Origin of the sequence: Bibersteinia trehalosi USDA-ARS-USMARC-188 (assembly GCF_000521725.1) — a bacterium.
Lineage (GTDB): Bacteria > Pseudomonadota > Gammaproteobacteria > Enterobacterales > Pasteurellaceae > Bibersteinia > Bibersteinia trehalosi.
In genome coordinates, this window is the sequence record NZ_CP006954.1 from 1,180,685 (window position 1) to 1,201,548 (window position 20,864).

At 41.1% G+C, this 20,864-nt stretch carries 14 protein-coding genes and 1 riboswitch; of the genes, 5 read left to right on the forward strand and 9 right to left on the reverse strand.

What is annotated here, in order from left to right; all coding sequences use genetic code 11:
- Positions 1–51 precede the first annotated feature (51 nt).
- Positions 52–241, forward strand: a riboswitch (Lysine riboswitch).
- A 96-nt stretch (positions 242–337) separates the two neighbouring features.
- Positions 338–1,690: a lysine-sensitive aspartokinase 3 gene (gene lysC, locus F542_RS05420; RefSeq protein ID WP_015432514.1), complete on the forward strand. Its 1,353-nt coding sequence runs from the start codon at positions 338–340 to the stop codon at positions 1,688–1,690.
- Positions 1,691–1,754: 64 nt separating this feature from the next.
- On the opposite strand, the gene tsaB is transcribed toward lysC, so the two are convergent.
- The 8 genes from tsaB to rlmE all read right to left on the reverse strand — a co-directional run bounded on the left by tsaB (position 1,755) and on the right by rlmE (position 12,360).
- Complete coding sequence (tsaB, locus tag F542_RS05425; protein WP_015432513.1) at positions 1,755–2,447, reverse strand: tRNA (adenosine(37)-N6)-threonylcarbamoyltransferase complex dimerization subunit type 1 TsaB; 693 nt, start codon at positions 2,445–2,447, stop codon at positions 1,755–1,757.
- Between the two features lie 141 nt (positions 2,448–2,588).
- A complete protein-coding gene (gene aroG / locus F542_RS05430) occupies positions 2,589–3,662 on the reverse strand; it encodes a 3-deoxy-7-phosphoheptulonate synthase AroG (protein WP_025267058.1) in 1,074 nt (357 codons plus the stop codon).
- 116 nt (positions 3,663–3,778) lie between these two features.
- Positions 3,779–4,636, reverse strand: a complete 858-nt coding sequence (gene ypfJ, locus F542_RS05435; protein ID WP_015432511.1) for a KPN_02809 family neutral zinc metallopeptidase — start codon at positions 4,634–4,636, stop codon at positions 3,779–3,781.
- A gap of 238 nt (positions 4,637–4,874) precedes the next feature.
- Positions 4,875–7,706: a DNA translocase FtsK gene (locus F542_RS05445; protein WP_015432510.1), complete on the reverse strand. Its 2,832-nt coding sequence runs from the start codon at positions 7,704–7,706 to the stop codon at positions 4,875–4,877.
- A 9-nt stretch (positions 7,707–7,715) separates the two neighbouring features.
- Positions 7,716–8,198 carry a leucine-responsive transcriptional regulator Lrp gene (gene lrp / locus F542_RS05450; RefSeq protein ID WP_015432509.1) on the reverse strand — a complete coding sequence of 161 codons (483 nt, stop codon included), beginning with the start codon at positions 8,196–8,198 and terminating at the stop codon, positions 7,716–7,718.
- A 155-nt stretch (positions 8,199–8,353) separates the two neighbouring features.
- Positions 8,354–9,562, reverse strand: coding sequence for an aromatic amino acid transporter (locus F542_RS05455; protein ID WP_015432508.1), 1,209 nt, complete (start codon positions 9,560–9,562; stop codon positions 8,354–8,356).
- Positions 9,563–9,728: 166 nt separating this feature from the next.
- Entirely contained in the window at positions 9,729–11,588 is a 1,860-nt protein-coding gene (gene ftsH, locus F542_RS05460) for an ATP-dependent zinc metalloprotease FtsH (protein WP_231882699.1), read from the reverse strand.
- Positions 11,589–11,733: 145 nt separating this feature from the next.
- Positions 11,734–12,360 (reverse strand): 23S rRNA (uridine(2552)-2'-O)-methyltransferase RlmE, encoded by a 627-nt coding sequence (gene rlmE, locus F542_RS05465; RefSeq protein ID WP_015432506.1) that lies wholly within the window; start codon positions 12,358–12,360, stop codon positions 11,734–11,736.
- Positions 12,361–12,569: 209 nt separating this feature from the next.
- Between rlmE and F542_RS05470 the strand changes: the two genes are divergently transcribed.
- Positions 12,570–13,352, forward strand: coding sequence for an SDR family oxidoreductase (locus F542_RS05470; RefSeq protein ID WP_015432505.1), 783 nt, complete (start codon positions 12,570–12,572; stop codon positions 13,350–13,352).
- Positions 13,353–13,519: 167 nt separating this feature from the next.
- On the forward strand, positions 13,520–15,496 hold the full coding sequence (locus F542_RS05475) for an exoribonuclease II (RefSeq protein ID WP_025267061.1): 1,977 nt from the start codon (positions 13,520–13,522) through the stop codon (positions 15,494–15,496).
- Positions 15,497–15,543: 47 nt separating this feature from the next.
- On the opposite strand, the gene F542_RS05480 is transcribed toward F542_RS05475, so the two are convergent.
- Positions 15,544–17,916: a TonB-dependent receptor gene (locus F542_RS05480; protein WP_025267062.1), complete on the reverse strand. Its 2,373-nt coding sequence runs from the start codon at positions 17,914–17,916 to the stop codon at positions 15,544–15,546.
- Between the two features lie 161 nt (positions 17,917–18,077).
- Between F542_RS05480 and F542_RS05485 the strand changes: the two genes are divergently transcribed.
- Both F542_RS05485 and F542_RS05490 read left to right on the forward strand, forming a co-directional pair.
- On the forward strand, positions 18,078–19,346 hold the full coding sequence (locus F542_RS05485; protein WP_015432502.1) for a hypothetical protein: 1,269 nt from the start codon (positions 18,078–18,080) through the stop codon (positions 19,344–19,346).
- 56 nt (positions 19,347–19,402) lie between these two features.
- On the forward strand, positions 19,403–20,818 hold the full coding sequence (locus tag F542_RS05490; RefSeq protein WP_015432501.1) for a surface lipoprotein assembly modifier: 1,416 nt from the start codon (positions 19,403–19,405) through the stop codon (positions 20,816–20,818).
- Positions 20,819–20,864 lie beyond the last annotated feature (46 nt).

Sequence of the window (20,864 nt, forward strand, 5' to 3'; positions counted from 1 at the left end):
GTTTTTTATTTTGGGAAGTATCCCAAAGTGAAAAAAAGTTATAATGCGAATTATAGCGGGAGAGGCGCAACACTCAGGCAACTTATTTTAGGTAACTAGGCCGTTTGAGAATAAGTGATGGGAGTGATTGCCGAGGTGTGAATTCACTAGATCAGGAATGAACATCGGCTAAGCAGGTTGAATCCTATTAGCTGTCGTTTAAATCGGTTTCAAGCCGTTTGAATGGAGTGCTCTTAAAGTTCTCAACAAACCCAAAAGTAACTCATCACAATTTCCTATCTCAAATTTCGACCTCTAATTTTGTAAACACATTTTATTTTTATAGGAAATTCTTATTATGTCTCATCTTTCTGTTGCAAAATTTGGTGGTACTAGCGTTGCAAACTTTGATGCAATGACTCTTTGTGCAAATATTGTTACTCAAGATCCCAATACCAAAGTTGTGGTACTCTCGGCATCTGCTGGTGTAACCAATTATTTAGTTGAATTGGCAAACGGTTGCGAATTGGCTCGTCGTGAAGAAATTCTTGATGCAGTTCGCACAATTCAATACAACATTATTGAACAATTACAGCAAAAAGACGCTATTTCTGCAGAAATTGATGCGCTTTTAGAACATGTTGCCGCATTAGCAGAATCTGCCAGTCTTGCAACATCCGCTGCATTAACGGATGAGTTAATTTGCCATGGTGAAATGATGTCCACCAAAATTTTTACACAATTATTAAATGAACGTCATTTCCCTGCAGTTTGGGTGGATGTGCGTGACGTTGTTGCGACAAATAACCACTATGGCAAGGCTGCTCCAAATGATGCTAAAACCCAACAGCAATCTGATGCGGTGATTAAGCCATTAATTGAGAGCGGTAAAATTGTGATCACTCAAGGGTTTATCGGGCGCGATGATGAAGGTAAAACAACGACATTAGGTCGTGGCGGTAGCGACTATTCAGCCGCACTATTAGCAGAAGTATTGAATGCCAACGATGTGTTAATTTGGACAGACGTGCCAGGTATTTACACCACTGACCCTCGCGTTGTGCCACAAGCAAAACGTATTGATACGATGGCATTTAATGAGGCGGCAGAAATGGCAACGTTTGGTGCGAAAGTATTACACCCATCAACATTACTCCCAGCAGTGCGTAGCAATATCCCTGTTTATGTGGGCTCAAGCAAAGCACCAGAGCAAGGCGGTACTTGGGTAACCCGTGATCCGCAACCACGCCCAACATTCCGTGCATTAGCGTTACGCCGTAATCAAGTATTACTCACGCTTTCAAGCCTAAGTATGTTGCACGCACAAGGTTTCTTAGCAAAAGTCTTTGCTATTTTAGCAAACCATAAAATTTCAGTTGATGTGGTTACCACTTCTGAAGTAAGTGTTGCATTAACATTAGATAAAACAGGCTCTGCTTCTTCAGGTGCAGACATGCTTTCACCTGAATTATTGGAAGAATTGCGTCAATATTGCCATGTACAAGTTGAAAGTGATTTAGCTTTAGTCGCCATTATTGGCAATAACTTACACACACAATCAGGTATTGCTAAACAGTTATTTGAAACATTAGCTCCGTATAATGTGCGTTTAATTAGCTACGGTGCAAGCACCAACAACGTTTGTACCCTTGTAAAAATGGAAGAAGCAGATGATGTGATTCGTGCATTACACGCTGCGCTATTTGAATAATCTATAAAAGATGAAAAGGACAGCTTTATGCTGTCCTTTCTTTTTGCACTTTTTCCAGTAAATTCTACCGCTTGTGTGGTAATTTCTGCCAAGTAACTTCATTGCGCAGGTAAATAGGCTCAATATCTAACGCTGACTGCGTATTGCCTACTTTGATTGCTAATTCTGCCAGTGGCAACATAAAACGAGCGGATGGCAAAGTGATTTCACTCACTGAAACAGCTAGATTCGCTTGGGCAAATTGCGGATAAGCCGCCCAACCTGTACCGACAATAGTCGGTTTGCGATCTTGTTGGATCTGTTCAATCGCTTTTTCTGGAGAGCAAACTTGCTCTGTGATAATTTCATGCCAGCCATTATCATCTCTTGAAAATTGAGCAAAATAGACCTCATTCATTCTTGCATCAATCAGCGCAACAACTTCCTTTACCCCTAATTGTTGATAAGCCTGCTCTGCCATGGTCATAAGATTAGAGACCGCAACAACAGGTAATTCCGCCCCGAGTGCCAAACCTTGTGCAATGCCCACGCCAACACGCACGCCAGTGAAACTACCTGGTCCACGTCCAAAAGCAAGATAATCTACATTTTTCAGGCTGATATGTTGAGTTTTGAGTAGCTCATCAACCATCGGTAAAATACGTTGCGTGTGGGTTCTTGGGCTGAGTTCGTCTGTGTGAGTAATTTGGTTTTGATATTGTAATGCAACAGAACAGGCTTCAGTTGCAGTGTCTAGAGCGAGAATGGTTGGTTTCATCTTTCATCTTCTAATTTAAATAAACTAAGGGCGAATATGATTCGCCCCTACGGTTTCGTTAATCGTTTTATAGGGCAAATTACCTCCGCCTTTGATACGATTTTTGTTTTAGGGAAAATGCAATCCCAATATTTTAACACTTTATTTTGCAGAATTTCTGCGTTTTTCCACCGCTTCAGCGAGTTCAAATAGCACTTTTTCACTGTCTTCCCAACCGATACAGCTGTCGGTAATACTTTGCCCGTAGGTTAGGATTTTACCTTCTTCTAAATCTTGTCTGCCTTCAACTAAGTGGCTTTCAATCATTACCCCCGAGATCAAGTGTGATCCGTTTGCAATTTGAGCAGCAACATCGTGGCATACGTCTAATTGACGCTTGTATTGTTTTTGGCTATTGGCGTGGCTGAAGTCAATCGTCACGTGTGGGCGACGACCTGATTTTTCGATGTCCGCACATACTTTTTTCACACTTTCTTCATCATAGTTTGTACCGTTGTCACCACCACGTAAAATAATGTGGCAGTCTGGATTTCCTGCGGTTGATACAATCGCAGAATGTCCAAATTTAGTTACAGATAAGAAATGGTGTGGCGCTTCTGCTGCACCAATGGCATCTAACGCAATTTTTACGCCACCATTAGTAGCATTTTTAAAGCCTACCGCACAAGATAAGCCAGAAGCTAATTCACGGTGAACTTGTGATTCTGTCGTTCTTGCTCCAATCGCTCCCCAACTCATAAAATCTGCCATATATTGTGGGGTAATCATATCTAAAAACTCACCGGCAGCAGGAACGCCTAAATCATTAATATCTGAAAGCACTTTGCGAGCAATACGTAAACCATCATTTAAAGCATAGGTTTCGTTTAAATAAGGATCGTTGATTAACCCTTTCCAACCAACGGTAGTACGCGGCTTTTCAAAATAAACACGCATCACTACTTCTAAGTTTTGATTGATTTTAGACAGGTTACGCATCGCTTTAATTTTATGTGCATATTCTAAAGCTGCTTTAGGATCATGAATAGAACAAGGTCCAATTACGACCAATAAACGCTCATCTTTGCCGTGTAAGATATTGTGAATAGCATTGCGTGTATCTGCGACAGTTTGTGCCGCAATGTCGCTCACGGGGAAGCGCTCTAATAACGCGACAGGAGGAAGTAATTCTTCAATCTTGCTAATGCGTAAATCATCATTTTTGCTTTTGTACATTGTGTTGCTCTCTTATTGTTAGGTAATCTAAATAGTGCTAGTTAAGCTATAAGAATTTCTAATGGATGTCAAACCGTTTGCACTACTAAAGTAGTACAAACGGTTTGAGTGAAGTTTTAGTAAGCAGCAAAGGTATTGCAGACGCTCGGGTTACCAGAATATAAGCCTTTTCTGAACCATTCTAATCGTTGTTTGGATGAGCCGTGCGTAAAGCTATCAGGAATAATTCTCCCTGTACTTTGTTGCTGTAAACGGTCATCGCCAACGGCTTGAGCCGCAACGAAGGCTTCTTCTACATCACCTTCATCTAATCTGCCCTCTTTCTGAATCTGATGCCCCCATACGCCGGCAAAGCAGTCTGCTTGCAGCTCTACCATCACGGATATTTTGTTCGCCTCTGCTTTGCTTCTGGCGTTACGTTGTGCTTGTTGAGTTTGTTGTGAAATCCCTAATTGATTTTGGATATGGTGCCCCACTTCATGAGCAATCACATATGAAAACGCAAAATCACCACCGGCACGCATTTTTGAACGCATATCATCATAGAAGGAAAGATCGATATAGATCCGTTCATCTGCAGGACAGTAAAATGGCCCCATTGCAGCTTGCCCTGTTCCACAAGCTGTTGCCTCAACCCCAGTATAAAGAACCAGCTTAGGCTGACGATAACTCATTCCATTTTGACGGAAATAATTCCCCCAAGTATCTTCCATATTACCTAATACTTGACGTGATAATTTCTCTAAATGCTCCTCTTCAGCTTGTGATAGACGAGAATTTGACGTCTGCTGATAACTTACATCATTACCCAATCCAACAATCCCCGATAAGTCTACCCCATAATAAGCCCCTACCAATACAATTAAAAGGCTAAGAATACCACCTTTCTTCCGTCCTGAAACAAATGAACCACCACTACGGCTCTTACGGCGATCTATCACATTATTACTTTCTCTTTGTCCATCTAAACGCATAATCTGCTCCTATTATTCTAAAATATGAAGACCGAATAGTTCATCAATGGCAAAAATGATGAACAATACAACTATTACAACTAATTTGAACAACATCAGAAGCTGATAGCCTTGAAATAATTTTTGAGTAGTAGCTCTAATTATTGAGCATATTTTCTTTATATATACTACCCAAAGATTTTCGTAGGTTTTAACAAGTTTCCCCTTGTTCTCTTTTTTGTTCAAAGAACATTTTCCCCTATCTTGCAAGCACTTCTCGCTTACCTCGGCTATCAGGTGCAGAGAGAATGCCCTGCTCTTCAAGCTGGTCGATAATGCGTGCCGCACGGTTAAAGCCTAGTGAGAAACGACGTTGGATACCGCTAATTGAGGTTGCTCCTCCGTCAATCATAAACTGAGCGATCTCATCAAATAGTGGATCGACCTCATCATTTTCGTTTCGTTCTCCGCTACTCTCGCCCTCATCTCTAGAGGCAACAATGCTTTCGATATAATCAGGTTTACCTCTTGCTCGCCAGTTATCCGCCACACGTTGCACTTCATCATCGGTCATAAATGCCCCGTGAACACGCATAATTTCAGGGCTACCTGAGGCAGAATAAAGCATATCGCCCCGTCCGAGTAAACTTTCCGCACCTCCTGCATCGAGGATTGTACGGGAGTCAATTTGGCTTGCCACCGTAAAAGCAATACGGCTTGGAATGTTTGCTTTAATCACACCTGTAATGACATCGGTTGATGGTCGTTGAGTCGCGAGGATTAAATGAATCCCCACTGCACGGGCTTTTTGGGCAATACGCATAATATGATCTTCAACTTGCTTGCCCGCGGACATCATTAAATCGGCAAACTCATCAACAACTAGCACAATATAGCTCATTTTCTCAAGCGGTGGTGGTAGCGCATCCATGGTATCACCAGGTTTCCATAATGGATTTGGAATAGGATAACCATACTCTTCATCCGCTTGGCGAATCTTCTCATTATAGCCTTCAATATTACGTACACTTAAACTGCTTAAAAGTAGATAACGGCGTTCCATTTCTTCCACTGCCCAGCGCAACGCATTCTCGGCTTTTTTCATATCTGTTACAACAGGCGTAAGCAAGTGTGGAATATCGTTATAAATAGAAAGTTCAACCACTTTTGGATCTATCATAATGAAACGTACTTGATCAGGAGAGAGTTTAAACAATAAACTCAAGATCATTGTATTTACGCCTACAGATTTACCACCACCTGTTTGCCCTGCTACGAGCAAGTGTGGCATTTTTGCCATATCAACAACCACAGGTTTACCACTAATATCTTTACCCAATGCCATTGGTAAGGTAAAACGGCTATTGCGGAATTCTTCACTATCTAAGACTTCGCGTAACCAGACTGTTTCACGATGACGGTTTGGCGCTTCAATGCCCATATAAGGCTTACCTGCAACCTTTTCGGTAATGCGGATAGCACTAAACATTAAGGCTCGGGCAAGATCATTTTCTAAACGTGTGATTTTTGCCGCAATCGTGCCTGCCGCTGGTTGAATTTCATAGCGAGTAACAACAGGGCCTACTAGCACATCTTCTACTGTGGCTTTGACTCGGAAATTTGCTAATTCTTGTTCAATGCGTTGCGACATTTCACGAATTTCTTGTTCGGTAATCTGCTGTTTTTCTGCAGGGTGTGCTGTGAGCAAATCTAATGTCGGTAATGGTGTGGTGGGTTTTTGCGTATTCTGTTTTTTCTGCAATAATGGGTGTACTAAACTTGTCCCGTATCCTCCATTTGGATAGCTGGATTTGTTAGCTGTTTCAATCGATTTCTCAGCTTCTGCAGCAAATGGCTTTACTTGGGGTAATTTCTCTTGCCATTCTTCTTCATCGTTTTGCGCAACTTCGCGTAAAATTGCAATGCGTTCATCTGCCGTTTGTTCTTCTAATGGGCGAACATGCACTTTGGGGATTGGCTGCATGAATTCGGGTTCTTCCACAACTTCAGGTGTTGCAAACATCTCTACAGGAACATTCACCTGCAGGTTTGCTTCTTCTAGTGATTGTGGTTTTGTTATCTTTTCCACCTCTTCTGCCGCTGCTACTGGCTGATTTTGCTGTGAATTTAGGCGAATTGTTGGCATGATGACCGATTCGAATGCGAGATCTGCATCTATTTCATCATTCCTATTTTCTACACTGTGTGTGAAAATTGCATCATCTTCTCCCATTTCTACATTTACTTTTGGTAAATCTTGCGCACGGCTTGTATCAAACTGGGTAATATCTGTTAGGCTATCATCGTTGATTTGTGCGGGGACTACTGATGATTTTAAGCCGCTAATTTTAGGGCGCACGAAGTGAGAGATATCTGTCAGTTGCTGGTTTTCTACGTTATTCGTTGCATTTTCTTCTCTTTCTTTATCAATATTAGAGGCTGCTAACTCTGCGACTGACTCTGATGGCTTTGCAAGATTTTCGCCATTTTCAACCGCTTGTTCAGAGGAAGATGAAACCGTTTCCTCGGTTTTACTCTCTTTGTCATTTAAGATCCATTCGTATAAGCGGCTAGCAAGTTGTAATAGCACCTGCCCAGAGCAAAAATAAAAGCCGATAGAGGTAAAAAGCATACCTAGAAATAGCACGGCAAATTGACCAAAGCCATTGCCAAGTCCTTGCTCGAATAGACCTCCAATAAAACCACCAGATAAATAATAGGCTGAATTAGGTAAAATAACATGTGCTAAAGCGCTTAACCCAATCATTAGTAAACTAAAACTGGCAAGCCATAAGCTAATAGATTTCCAAGTTAATTGTGGGCTTAACCCTAAAACAAGCGCATAAGCAGCGCTAAAACTGAGTACCAGTGGCGCAATAACGGCGACTTTACCAAACATTGCCAATAGCAAATCGGTCAGCCAAGCCCCTAAGATACCGGTTTTATTTAACACAGTATGTGTGGCACTGCTGGCAACCGACCATGCATTATCAAGTGGACTATAGCTCGCCCATGCGATAATTAAATAGATGCCAAATGCAATGGTTAGAAAAAGGGCGAGTTTGATTAAATTTTCTTGTCCTTTTAACACGACTTATCCTTATTTTAATAGCAAATAGTTGGTCTGTTTTACTTCTTCCATTACCACATAGGTACGGGTGTCATTTACTCCCGGCAAGCGTAGCAGTGTTGTTCCTAGTAGCTTCCGATATGCAGACATATCGGCTACACGTGTTTTAAGTAAATAGTCGAAATCCCCTGAAACAAGATGGCATTCTTGAATTTCATCGAGTTGTTGTACTGCACGGTTGAACTCTTCAAATACATCGGGTTTGCCTCTGACCAACGTAATTTCAACAATAACAAGTAATGGCGCATCTAGTAACTCTGGATTTAATAACGCCCGATACCCCATGATGACATTTTGTTTTTCTAAGCGCTTCACTCTTTCTAAGCAAGGTGTTGGCGATAATCCCACACGTTTAGAAAGTTCGATATTTGAGATTTTACCGTTACGTTGTAATTCACTTAGGATTTTGAGATCGATAGCATCTAATGCTTTCGGTAGTTTTTTATTTTCCATAACAACACCTTTTCAGAGATTTGTACTAATACTATTGTAGCTTGTTCCAGCAACTTGGTCTAAGGCTTTATTTGAATTATTAGCAGATGCTAAAGCAAAGCGGTCGATTTTGCAGATTTTTTTGCAAATTCGACCGCTTGCTATCTTTACGACTATTAACCCACGACTTTAGGTAATAATCCCGCCTCAATTAAGAATGGTACATTGATAATAATTAAGCCTAAGACGAGCGCAAGAATCAGTGCAATTGAGCCTCCTGCAACACGGTATGGCATATCCGGATAACGTTTTCTTGCTACCCATACCATTGCGACAGGCAATACTAATCCGTAGAAAGTAAACATTTGACCAGCATAGCTTAATACAGCTAAGAAATCGCGATAGAACAAGGCAAATGCAAGTACCGGCACGAATGTTAATAGACCTAATACAATGCGATTTGCTTTCACATTTACGCGTTTTAATAAATCATCTAAGCAATCAAAAAGCGAAAGCGAAACCCCTAAGAATGAGGTAATTAACGCAAGTGCAGAGAAAATACGTACGGAACCACTAATAAAACTGCTGCCCGTTGCTTGGAATGTTGCTTCTACTAAGCCATTTAGTGTTGGATCTTTGCGGATAATTTCAACAAATTGCATTTGGCTAAAGACTCCGTGAGTTGCCATTTGCCATAAAATATAAGCAACTAATGGAATGGCTGTACCTGCAATGATTGCAAAGCGTAAGCGGCGAACATCGCCATCTAAATATTTATTGATGCTTGGAATCGCGACATGGAAGCCGAAAGAGGTAAAGAAAACAGGGCTAGCCGAAATAATTAAAAAATGATGTAACGGCATTGCACCTAAATTTTCAAGGGTGACTTTTGGCAGCATCGTGAATAATACTAGAGCAAATGCAATTAACTTACCGATAAAGAGTAAACGTGTAACACCATCTACTGCGCCAGTGCCGACTGTCACTGCAATAGCAAAGACGGTTACAAAGCCAATAATTGCAATTTTTTCGGCATTTTCACCAGCAAACTCAAGGAATGGTGCAAGTAGATTTCCACCGCCAAGAGAATAGACGGTTAAAATTGCGTACATAAAAATAACCAGCGACAAGGTAGCCAGTACGCGCCCTGCGATACCAAAATATTCTTCTGCGAGTGTTGCAATACCCGAATCAGTAGCGGGAGCACGTTGATAAAGCTCAACAAATAATAATGCGCTATATGAAAGCAATAACCAAAGAACAATCAATAATGTTAATGTCATACCAAAGCCCATTTCAGCAGAGGTAAGTGGCATAGCTAACATTCCTGCCCCAATCGTAGTCCCTGCAACAATTAAGGTACTACCCAACGTTTTATTTTGCATGGTGAAATTTCCTAATTAAAAAACAGTGGAAGCATTCTATCAGAACTGCAAATTAAGTTGTAATTTATTTTTTACAATGTAAAGTCGATTGCACAATTATTGTATAGCGCTTAAATAAAAAAACCGAGAATGTGTTTACACTCTCGGCTTTTAACTACGTTATATGTTAATGGCCAGGATTGGTCAGATTGTCGAAATCATCAGCTGTTTTCGGTTCATCTTCCATTTTAGTTGTATCTGATGGTGGTGGATTATTATCACCTTTATCATTCCAACCCGCTGGATCACCAACAGGTCGGCGGGCCATCAAATCATCAATTTGTTTACGATCAAGAGTTTCATACTTGATTAACGCAGCCTTCATTGCGTGCAAAATATCAATATTATCCTCTAAAGTTTGTTTTGCACGAGCATAATTACGGTCAATAATTTTTCGCATTTCTTGGTCGATTAATTTTTGGCTATCTTCAGATACGCCTTTAATTGCGCCCATGCCATCTTCATTTTGATAAAATAATGGTCCAAGCTCTTTCGAGAAGCCCCACTGAGTAACCATTGCGCGTGCAATTTGAGTTGCTCGGTGAATATCAGATGACGCTCCTGTCGTGATTTTATCTTCGCCAAAAATAAGCCCTTCCGCGATACGCCCTGCAAATAAGGTGGAAAGTTGGCTTTCCAGCTTAGTAAAGGTTTCGCTAACACGGTCACCTTCCGGTAAGAATTGAGCGAAGCCTAATGCTTGACCACGCGGAACAATCGTTACTTTATTAAGAGGATCGTGTTCAGGCATCAAATAACCCACAATTACGTGTCCTGCTTCGTGGTATGCCGTATTTTCAATCTCGCGTTCGGTCATGGTATTAGAACGGCGTTCTGGCCCCATATTGATTTTATCGCGAGCCTTTTCAAAATCATTCATGGTAACGACTTTCTGATTCGCTCTTGCTGCGAATAACGCCGCTTCATTCACTAAGTTAGCTAGCTGTGCACCAGAGTATCCTGGTGTTCCACGAGCAACCAGCATAGGATCAACATCAGGTGCAAGCGGTACTTTTTTCATGTGAACTTGCAAAATTTGTTCACGTCCTTTTACATTTGGTAAATCAACTGTGACTTGACGGTCAAAACGCCCTGGGCGAGTTAAAGCGTTATCCAAAACATCTGCACGGTTAGTCGCAGCAATGATGATAATCCCCTCTGAGCCTTCAAAACCATCCATTTCAACTAGCATCTGATTGAGGGTTTGTTCACGTTCATCGTGTCCTCCGCTAAAACCAGCGCCACCACGCTTGCGACCAACGGCATCAATTTCATCAATAAAAATGATACAAGGGGCATTTTTCTTAGCTTGGTCAAAGAGATCTCGTACACGCGATGCACCAACGCCGACAAACATTTCTACAAAATCTGAACCTGCCATTGTAAAGAATGGTACTTTCGCTTCCCCTGCGATCGCTTTTGCTAATAATGTTTTCCCTGTTCCTGGTGGACCTACCATTAACACACCTTTGGGAATTTTACCGCCCAGTTTTTGGAATTTGCTTGGATCCCGCAAAAATTCCACAATTTCAGCAACTTCCTCTTTAGCCTCATCGCAACCGGCAACATCTGCAAAGCTTGTTTTAACTTGATCTGGTGCAAGCATTTTAGCTTTACTTTTACCAAAACCCATGGCACCACCACGCCCTCCACCTTGCATTTGACGCATATAAAACATCCAAAAGCCGATTAGCATCAGCATTGGAAACCATGAAATCAAAATTTGTGAGAGTAAGCTACGGCGCTCAGCGGGTTCTCCAACAACAGTGACATTTTTATTAAGGAGATCATTAAGTAAATCACGATCATAAATTGGCATCACTGTTTGGTATTCTGAGCCATTATTGCGGGTGACAGAAATCACTTCGTCATTATTTTTGAAATTGACGGCTTTAACACGATTCTCTTTTACATCGTTAATAAATGCTGAATATTCAACTTTATTAGTATTGGAGAAAGTGTCGTTAAATCCTTGGAAAGAAGTCATCAGCACGACGCCGATCACTACCCACAGCAGGATATTTTTGAATAAGTCGTTCAAGGGTTTTCCTCTTTTTTAATAAAAATCTATGCAAGGGTACTATAAATTGCCATCGTTTGCCATATTCATAGCATTCGGCAAAAACTATCAACTAGCCTTTATAGCCTGTCGCCACAATATAAACTTCACGTGAGCGATCGCGTGAAGCTTCAGGTTTACGCACTTTTACACTACTAAATAGAGAGCGAATTTCCCGCAAATATTCATCAAAGCCTTCACCTTGGAATACCTTTACGACAAAACTCCCTTTAGGGGCGAGTACTTGACGACACATATCTAGTGCTAATTCAACTAAATACATTGCACGCGGGATATCTACTGATGGCATACCACTAAAGTTGGGTGCCATATCTGACATGACAACATCGACTTTTTCTTCACCCACTCGTTCTAAAAGCGCATTTAATACACTCTCTTCACGGAAATCGCCCTGAAGAAAATCAACACCAACAATAGGATTCATGTCTAGAATATCACAAGCAATCACACGTCCTTTACTACCAATCTGGGTCACTACGTATTGTGACCACCCACCCGGTGCTGCACCAAGATCGACCACTGTCATTCCATGTTTAAACAAACGGTCGGTTTGCTGGATTTCATCTAATTTAAAATAAGCACGAGAACGCAATTTCTGCTTATGTGCCTTTTGTACAAACTGATCTTTAAAATGTTCTGCAAGCCAACGAGAGGAACTTGCACTGCGTTTTCTACCCATTTCTTTATTCCGTTACCCAAAATGTTGCTTATGATAAGGCTGAAATCCTTAATTTCAAGTTAAAGCCGATAAAAAAGCTTGTGTAGTGCGATTTTTGCAAAAAACTCGTCCGATCACACCGCTTGTATTTGCTCGAATAGACGAGTTTTCGCTATAATCCCACCGTTTTGCCTTTGGGCATTGATTTATTTTTATAGAAGGAATTAATTATGAGCTTTTTAGCAGGTAAACGTATTTTAATCACTGGCTTAGCCAGCAACCGTTCTATTGCTTACGGCATTGCCAAAGCAATGAAAGCACAAGGTGCAGAGCTGGCTTTCACCTACTTAAATGATAAATTGAAAGCTCGCGTGGAAGAATTTGCAACTGAATTTGGTTCAGACATTGTTTTACCAATGGATGTGGCATTTGATGATAGCATCACGAATTGTTTTGCTGAACTTAGCAAAAAATGGGAAAAATTTGATGGTTTTGTGCATTCTATCGGCTTTGCTCCTGGCGATCAGCTCGATGGCGATTATGTAAACGCTGCAACCCGCGAAGGTTTCCGTATTGCGCACGATATTAGTGCATATAGTTTTGTAGCAATGGCACAAGCTGCTCGCCCATACTTAAATCCAAATTCGGCACTTTTAACGCTGTCTTATTTAGGTGCAGAACGTGCAATTCCAAACTACAATGTAATGTGCTTGGCAAAAGCGTCTCTTGAAGCAGCAACTCGTGTGATGGCTGCCGATATGGGGAAAGATGGTATTCGTGTCAATGCGATTTCCGCAGGCCCAATCCGCACTCTTGCTGCAAGTGGTATCAAAGACTTCAAGAAAATGTTGTCTAGCTTTGAAAAAACTGCTCCATTACGCCGTTGTGTAACCATTGATGATGTGGGTAATTCTGCGGCATTCCTATGTTCTGATTTAGCAGGCGGTATCACTGGCGAAGTCGTACACGTTGATGCTGGTTATAGCACAGTAGCGATGGGTGATATTGAATAATCCATAAAAAATGGTCGTTTTAACAAGCTCAACGACCATTTTTATTTCTACGATAGCAGAGCCTATCTGAGCTACATTTTTTATATTCGCGGTGGCTGAGCTTGTCGAAGCCACACTTCCCCATTTTAAATAACTTGGGGAATTTTTATTTTATCACTGATGAAACTATGTTCCAAAATAATCCCCTTTTAGCCCAGCTAAAACAACAAATTGAAGCGTCCAAAGAGTATGTGGAAGGCGTAGTAAAAGCATCTGACAAAGCTTATGGCTTTTTAGAGTGCGATAAAGAAAGCTTTTTTATCCCGCCTCCAGAAATGAAAAAGGTCATGCATGGCGATAGAGTAAAAGCTGTCGTTAAGCGTGAAGGCGATAAAGCACAGGTTGAAATTGACAGCCTTATTGAGCCTATGCTTGAGCGTTTTATTGCACAGGTGAAATTTAACAAAGACGGTAAATTACAACTTGCCGTAGATCATCCTAGCATTAACAATCGTATTGGGGCGAATGTGAATAAAAAAGTCAGCCAAGAACTCAAAGAAAATGATTGGGTGGTGGCACAACTTCGCACGCACCCTCTGCGTGATGATCGTTTTTTCTTTGCACAGATTACGCAATTTATTTGTGAAGCAAATGATAACTATGCCCCCTGGTGGGTAACACTAGCTCGCCACGAACAGCCTCGTGAACCGGTAAAAGGCGAAGCAAGTTATGAATTGCACGATGAATTAGATCGTGAGGATTTGACGCATCTTTATTTCACCACAATTGATAGCCCAAGTACGCAGGATATGGACGATGCACTCTATATTGAGCCAACCGATAACGGCTGGAAATTAGTCGTCGCCATTGCTGATCCAACAGCGTATATTCCTGAAAATTCTCGTTTAGAAAAAGATGCTCGGCAGCGTTGTTTTACTAATTACTTGCCGGGATTTAACATTCCGATGTTACCTCGTGAGCTTTCAGATGAACTTTGCTCGCTTGTGCCAAATGAAAAACGTCCTGCTCTCGTTGCTTTTATTGAAACGAATAAAGCAGGCGAGATTGTGGGTGAAACACGTTTTGTGTCTGCGTGGGTAAAATCGCATGATCGTTTGGCTTACAACGATGTATCGGATTTTATTGAGCAGCTAGAAAATAGTTGGCAGCCAGAAAGTCACGAAACTCGTCAACAAATTGAATGGTTACATCAATTTACCCTTGCCCGCATTGAATGGCGTAAACAAAATGCCTTACTTTTCAAAGAAAGTGGTGATTATTCGTTTGAATTAAATGAAGACGGTTCCGTGCGTGATATTCACGTAGATTTTCGCCGTATTGCCAATCAAATGATTGAAGAATCGATGATTCTTGCCAACATTTGCTGTGCGAAATATCTTGAACAATACGCTGGTACAGGGGTATTCAATACGCATAGTGGTTTTGATAGTAAAAATTTAGAGCCTGCTCGCAAATTCTTATTAGAGACACTGGCAGATGATGAAAATCGTGAAGCATTAAGTGAACGTTATGCCCCAGAGCGTTTAACTACACTTGATGGTTATTGCGAAATGCGTCGTGATATAGATGCGTATAGTGAACAGACTCAAACGAACTTTTTGGAGTTGCGTTTACGCCGTTATCTCACCTTTGCAGAGTTTAAAAACAGCGTAGCACCACATTTAGGCTTAGGGATCTCTCATTATGCGACTTGGACATCGCCAATTCGTAAATATGGTGATATGGTAAATCACCGCATCATTAAGCAAATTTTGGCGCAAAAATCACCGCTTGCAGTAGAAGAGAGCGTACTCGTTCGCTTACAAGAAGCACGTAAACAGAATCGTCTCGTTGAGCGTGATATTGCCGACTGGCTTTATGCTCGCTATCTTGAACCGATGGTAGAGAAAAATGTAGAGTTTGAGGGCGAAATTCACGACGTCTCTCGTGGCGGCTTGCGTGTGCGTGTGATTGAAAATGGTGCGTCTATTTTCGTTCCATTTTCTACCATTCATCCAAATAAAGATGAAGTACAATTTAGCCCAGAAGCCTTAGCTTTATTGATTAACGGTGAAAAAGCGTATCAAATTGGGCAAATGGTTAAGCTGAGATTAACCGAAGTACGATTGGAAACTCGCAGTATTGTCGGCGAATTATTGCTTTAGCTAATATAAACAAAGAAGGCTTTCATCTCTGAAAGCCTTCGTTTTCTTTAAAATTTCATTTCCATTCCTAAGATAAAGTTACGCCCCATTTGCGGCACAAATTGGTGGTAGGAGGTATGAATATAAACTGGCTGATTCAGCAGATTCGTACCGTTTAGGCTGATTTTGTAATCCAAATCTTTCCACTTATTACTATATGCCACACCGATATTTAACATCGTATTACCTTCCGTGATATATTCCAACTGGCTGGTACGGCGTTGAGTAAAGGTACGGATCAATTCTAAATCTCCTGACCAATTTGGGGTAAACTCCGCATTAAAACGAAAACCTAGTCGTACAGGAGGGGTTCGAGGCGTATTTTGATCAGCACGATAAATCAAATAATCTTCACCTGGTTTAGCATCTTTTGGTAAATAATCTTTAAATACGCTGTAATCGCTGTTTACCGTCAGTGGAGGTAAATTGGTCAGCCAGCCTCTTACCATATCACCAAAAATCGTGGCTTGGTATTTGTTGTTAAAGCGGTAGCTTGCCTCAGCTTCTATGCCGTAAAAACGGGCTTTTGCCTGGTTATAACGACGCATAAATAACTGATTTTCACGGAATAAATTTTCATTGTAAATGTAGTTTTTAAAGTGGTTGTAATAAACATTCACTTTGTACCCAACTCGCTCAGTTTGATAACCTAAGCCTAGTTCTACATTGTTAGATTGCTCTTTTTTCAAATCTTTATTGCCGTATTCAAACGAGTTAGTCGCAATATGCTGTCCATGATAATACAGCTCCATCGGCGTTGGGAAACGTTCGTTATGCGATGCAGTAAACGAAAGCTGATAATCTGGGTGGAAAAACCAATTTAGCGTACCGGAATAGGCATAAGCATTTTGGTTATAAGGAGACAGATCTGGCTCAACCTGTTTACCACCACTAATGCGATAATGATCCTGCAAGCGTTTGATTTCATTGCGATCGTATTCAATTTCAATCTTCTGCTTTTCTACTCGTCCAGCAAATTCAAGAGCAAAATTATCCCACATATATTGCTCAATACCGAACAGGCTCATCTGTTTATTCGTGTTTTCAACCAGCGGGAATTTCACTTCACGATCTTTCGGTGCATGCATGCTGCTCTTCTGAGTTTGGTACTGCACGCCCCATACACCGGTTAAACCATCTAGTGGTGCATGATAGATTTCCAAGCGGGCATTTTTGCCTCGATTTTTGAAAATATTGACCGGTTTGCCATAATCCTGATCTTTTTTCAGCTGTTTATGGTAGCGTGTTGCTAACACACCGGCATCTTTTTCGTCATGGTAATAATCGGCATCGGCGTAGCTTACTTTAATTTTATCAATACCTTTGAATGGCTGACGCAACTCGGCTTTTACATCAAATCGTTTGGATTCTAAATCAACCCATGGACCAGGGTGTGTATGGTCGTGATCGTGTCCGAATGGATTATCGTGACTGTGTGTACCATCTTCTGCATGATTAGTTCCACAGTGGAAATGCGGATTGCTCCCAATGTTTTCCTCGCCAATCAAATGCGGATAGAGATAGGTATAGGCGTATTTGTCCCGTTTATTGCCGTAAATATGACCAGTACAGAAATCGAATTTATGGTTATGCCCTGGTAAGCCATAGTTATCCCGCCGTTTACTGTATGACGCACCGATATAACCTTGCTCACCAACAAAGGACAATCCTAACGTACCGACTTTGGATTTATTATAAGTATCCGGTACATAGTTTAACCGTTCGCCTAAATTAATCCCTGGAACACGGTAGTTATCGCTGTGGCGGGTCAGCCCTTCGGCTCGCACCGCAATATGTTTGCCGATACCAAAGGTTGCTCCTAATGCACCGACTTTCTCTTTGGCAGCGGTATCAAAACGGCTATTGAGTTCCACTTCATAGCCCTTTTCTGGGATCTCAGTTGGAATGCGTTTATCTACCACATTCACAATCCCAGCCGGTGAACTGCTAGCATAAAGCAAGGTACTGGAACCACGCAAAATTTCTACCTGTTTAGCAAGCAATGAATCGGCAACCACCGCATGATCTGGCGATAGGTTTGACATATCAATCACATCCGAACCGTTTTGCAGAATACGAATTCTCGCGCCTTCTTGGCCACGGATAATTGGCTTACTCGCGCCACCGCCAAACGGGTTACTGTGTACACCTAACTCCGCTGCAAGCGCATTGCCCAGCGTTGCTGAGCGCTTTTTAAATTCCTTACCTGCAATAATTTTATCACTGACTTTCAGTAAGGTAACTTCACTTCCTTGCGAAATACTCGGTGTACTACCAACTACTGAAACTTCGTCTAACACTGCAACATCGTTATTGTTTGCCCAAACAAGCGGGCTAAATTGGGCTGAAATCAACACAGCTAGTAATTTTTTATTAAACAATTTTATTCTCCATAAAATAATTATGGTTAATAAGTTACTGCAAAATATGAGGCTTGACAATAATAACCATAAAAAAATTATATATTTTTATCTTTCCCCTCTTGCCAAGCAGGAAATATATCCATTAAAATTTTATGGATTTAACCTAACGGAGATAAAACATGCGTTCTACATTTAAACTTACTCTTGCCGCAATTGCGGTTTCTTTTGTGATTACTGGCTGTAAATCTAGCCATGGTCTATCTGTGGTAGCAAAAAATTCAGAGCCTCAACCAATTCAAATCACAAAGGAAAAGGATAAAAAGGAAGAATCGAATAAAGCCAATAACATTCCTGCTAAACCTGAGCAACCAAAACCGGTTACTCCAGCCGAAACACCAAAACAGCCAGAGCCCGTTGTTCCTACACCAGAAAAACCTGCTCAACCAGAAAAACCTGCTCAACCAGAACAACCCGCACAACCTGATATACCAAAGAATAAACCGTACGCTTCTGGTATTAATGAGGATAGCAAAGGCCAGGCATGGCGAGTTGTTGCATTAAGTCAGACAGGAAGTTTAGTTAATGTAAGTAGCGCAAGAGCAGATCATACGGATTACCACCTAAAAAGTGATAAATCACCACTTGGAGCCAGCCAAGAGTTTGGAGATACAGAATATAACTATTCTCTTGGTTTTGAATTAGGTCAAAATACTCAAGACAGTCGTTTTATTAAATCTCTTAACAATCGAGGCGATAACTACCTTGGCCTGCATCAAGGCAGCTATAAAGACTCTAGATTGGTTGGTAATAGCCAAGAAATTAGCTACCTCTACATCAATCAACCGTATTCTAGCTATGGTGCTCTTTTTACTGATGCCGAAAATAGTAATCTGTTCCACGTGCAACTAAAAACCGGTCGCGACAGTGATGGTATTTCTGAAGATAGCGGGGCTGGTAGTAATACTAATAGTGCCGAATATACGGTTTACACTTTACAAGGTAAAAATGGTAAATGGAATAATGAGCTACTGGGTGATGCTGAATATAAAGGTAATGTAATTGCCCGTGTGGAAAAACAGATCAATGGACAATCGGTAGTTGAGACACCTAAAATTGATGGTGATGTTACCCTTAGTCTGCATTTAGATAGTAAATGGGAAAACAGCACATTAACCGGTACAGTAAATAGTAACAGTGTAGGTAAAATTACTCTTGAACAAAGCAAGCTTGCACCAGCAGCTTTCCAGCCAACCTATGAAATTGGTTTCTACGGTACAGCTACCGCAGATAAACAAGATGATTTAGAAGGAGACTATTCAGTAAAATTAGTTGGACCAACTTTAAACGATGCTGTAGGGTCTATACAATTAGAAAAAGAAGATAATATAAAAGATAACGGCATAACTAAATATAACGCTGTATTTGGTGCAGTGAAAACTGAAAAATAGGCTCGCCATAGCTAAAAGGGCTGGTAACAGCCCTTTTCTTTTTCTAAGGATAAGAAATGAAGAAATTTCCATTACTGTTTTTTTTTCCGACATTACTCTTTGCTCAAGATCCCAATAGTACACCTAGCCAAATAGAACATATTGCTAAACCAACATCGGCACCCTTACAGCTTGCAGTGGAACAATCGTCTCGCCACATTTTTAACGAAGCTGAATTACGTGCTAATCAGGCATTAACCGAAAAATTACTCAGCCAAGCTATCTATACTCGCCAGCTCACTAATATGGAAAAACTGGTCACAATTTATCAAGATTTTGCCCATATTGACCCAATTTTATTGCGCTATGCTCAAGGTAAAATCGCGCTACTTAAAGGAAATTATTCACAAGCTATTCGAGAGTTTCGCACTATTCTTGCTAAACAACCTGAACTAAATACCGTACGAATTGAACTGGCAATTGCATTACTACATGATCAACAAACGAATGCGGCAAGTGAACAATTCGATAAAGCTAAAAGTGCCGAAAATCTACCTTATAAAGTGCAGCAACTGATTGAACAGTATCAGCAATATCTGGAGAAAAAACAAGCTTGGAAGTTCAATTTCTCTGCCCACTATGTACGGGATGGTAATATCAATAACACATCCAAACAAACTGAAATTGAGCATACCGGCTATGTGAAACAGCCTAACCTGTTACCACAAACTGCGCACGGAATTCACTATTCTTTTGGACTACAAAGAGATTTTAACCTACTTGGCTCGCATTACCTTAGTTTCGATAATCAAACGCAGGGGGAACTTTATTGGGATAATCATGACTACGATGAAATTACCAATCGCGCTTTGTTTGGCTATGCTTACAAAAAGTCACACCAAGCCACCCGCGTATTGCCATTTTATGAAAAACGCTGGAAACATCATCAATCAGAACGCTGGACAAACGGATTAAGGCTAGAACATGCGCATTGGCTTTCTTCTCGCTGGCAACTTGCTACTGCATTCGAGTATGGTAAAAAACGCTATTTCGACCAACACATTTACAATGGCAACTATAAACTTGCTTCAGCCACCCTACTCTGGCTACGTAATCCGCAACAATTTTTCTTTATTGGCACGGATTTCAACCGAGATAAAACCGTATTGAAACAACATAGTTCTGATACCAAAAGCTTACGTTTCGGCTGGCAGCAGGAATGGCAAACACTTGGATTATCAAGCCGCCTGACCCTTGCTTACACCGACAGACATTATAAAGACACTGCGGTGCTGGGTGGCAAACTTAATCTGGGTAAAATTCGCCATGATCGTGTGAACAGCATTAATCTTACCCTTTGGAAACGAGATTGGCATTGGTTCGGGTTTACACCCAAACTGCAACTTGGCTATGCTAAACATCATAGCAACTTACCAAGCCTATATGCTTACACGGATAAAAATGCGAATCTGATCATCGAAAGTCGCTTTTAACGCTTGCAAAGCCCTGTGCAAGCGGTCTAAGATCGCAAAAAATTTG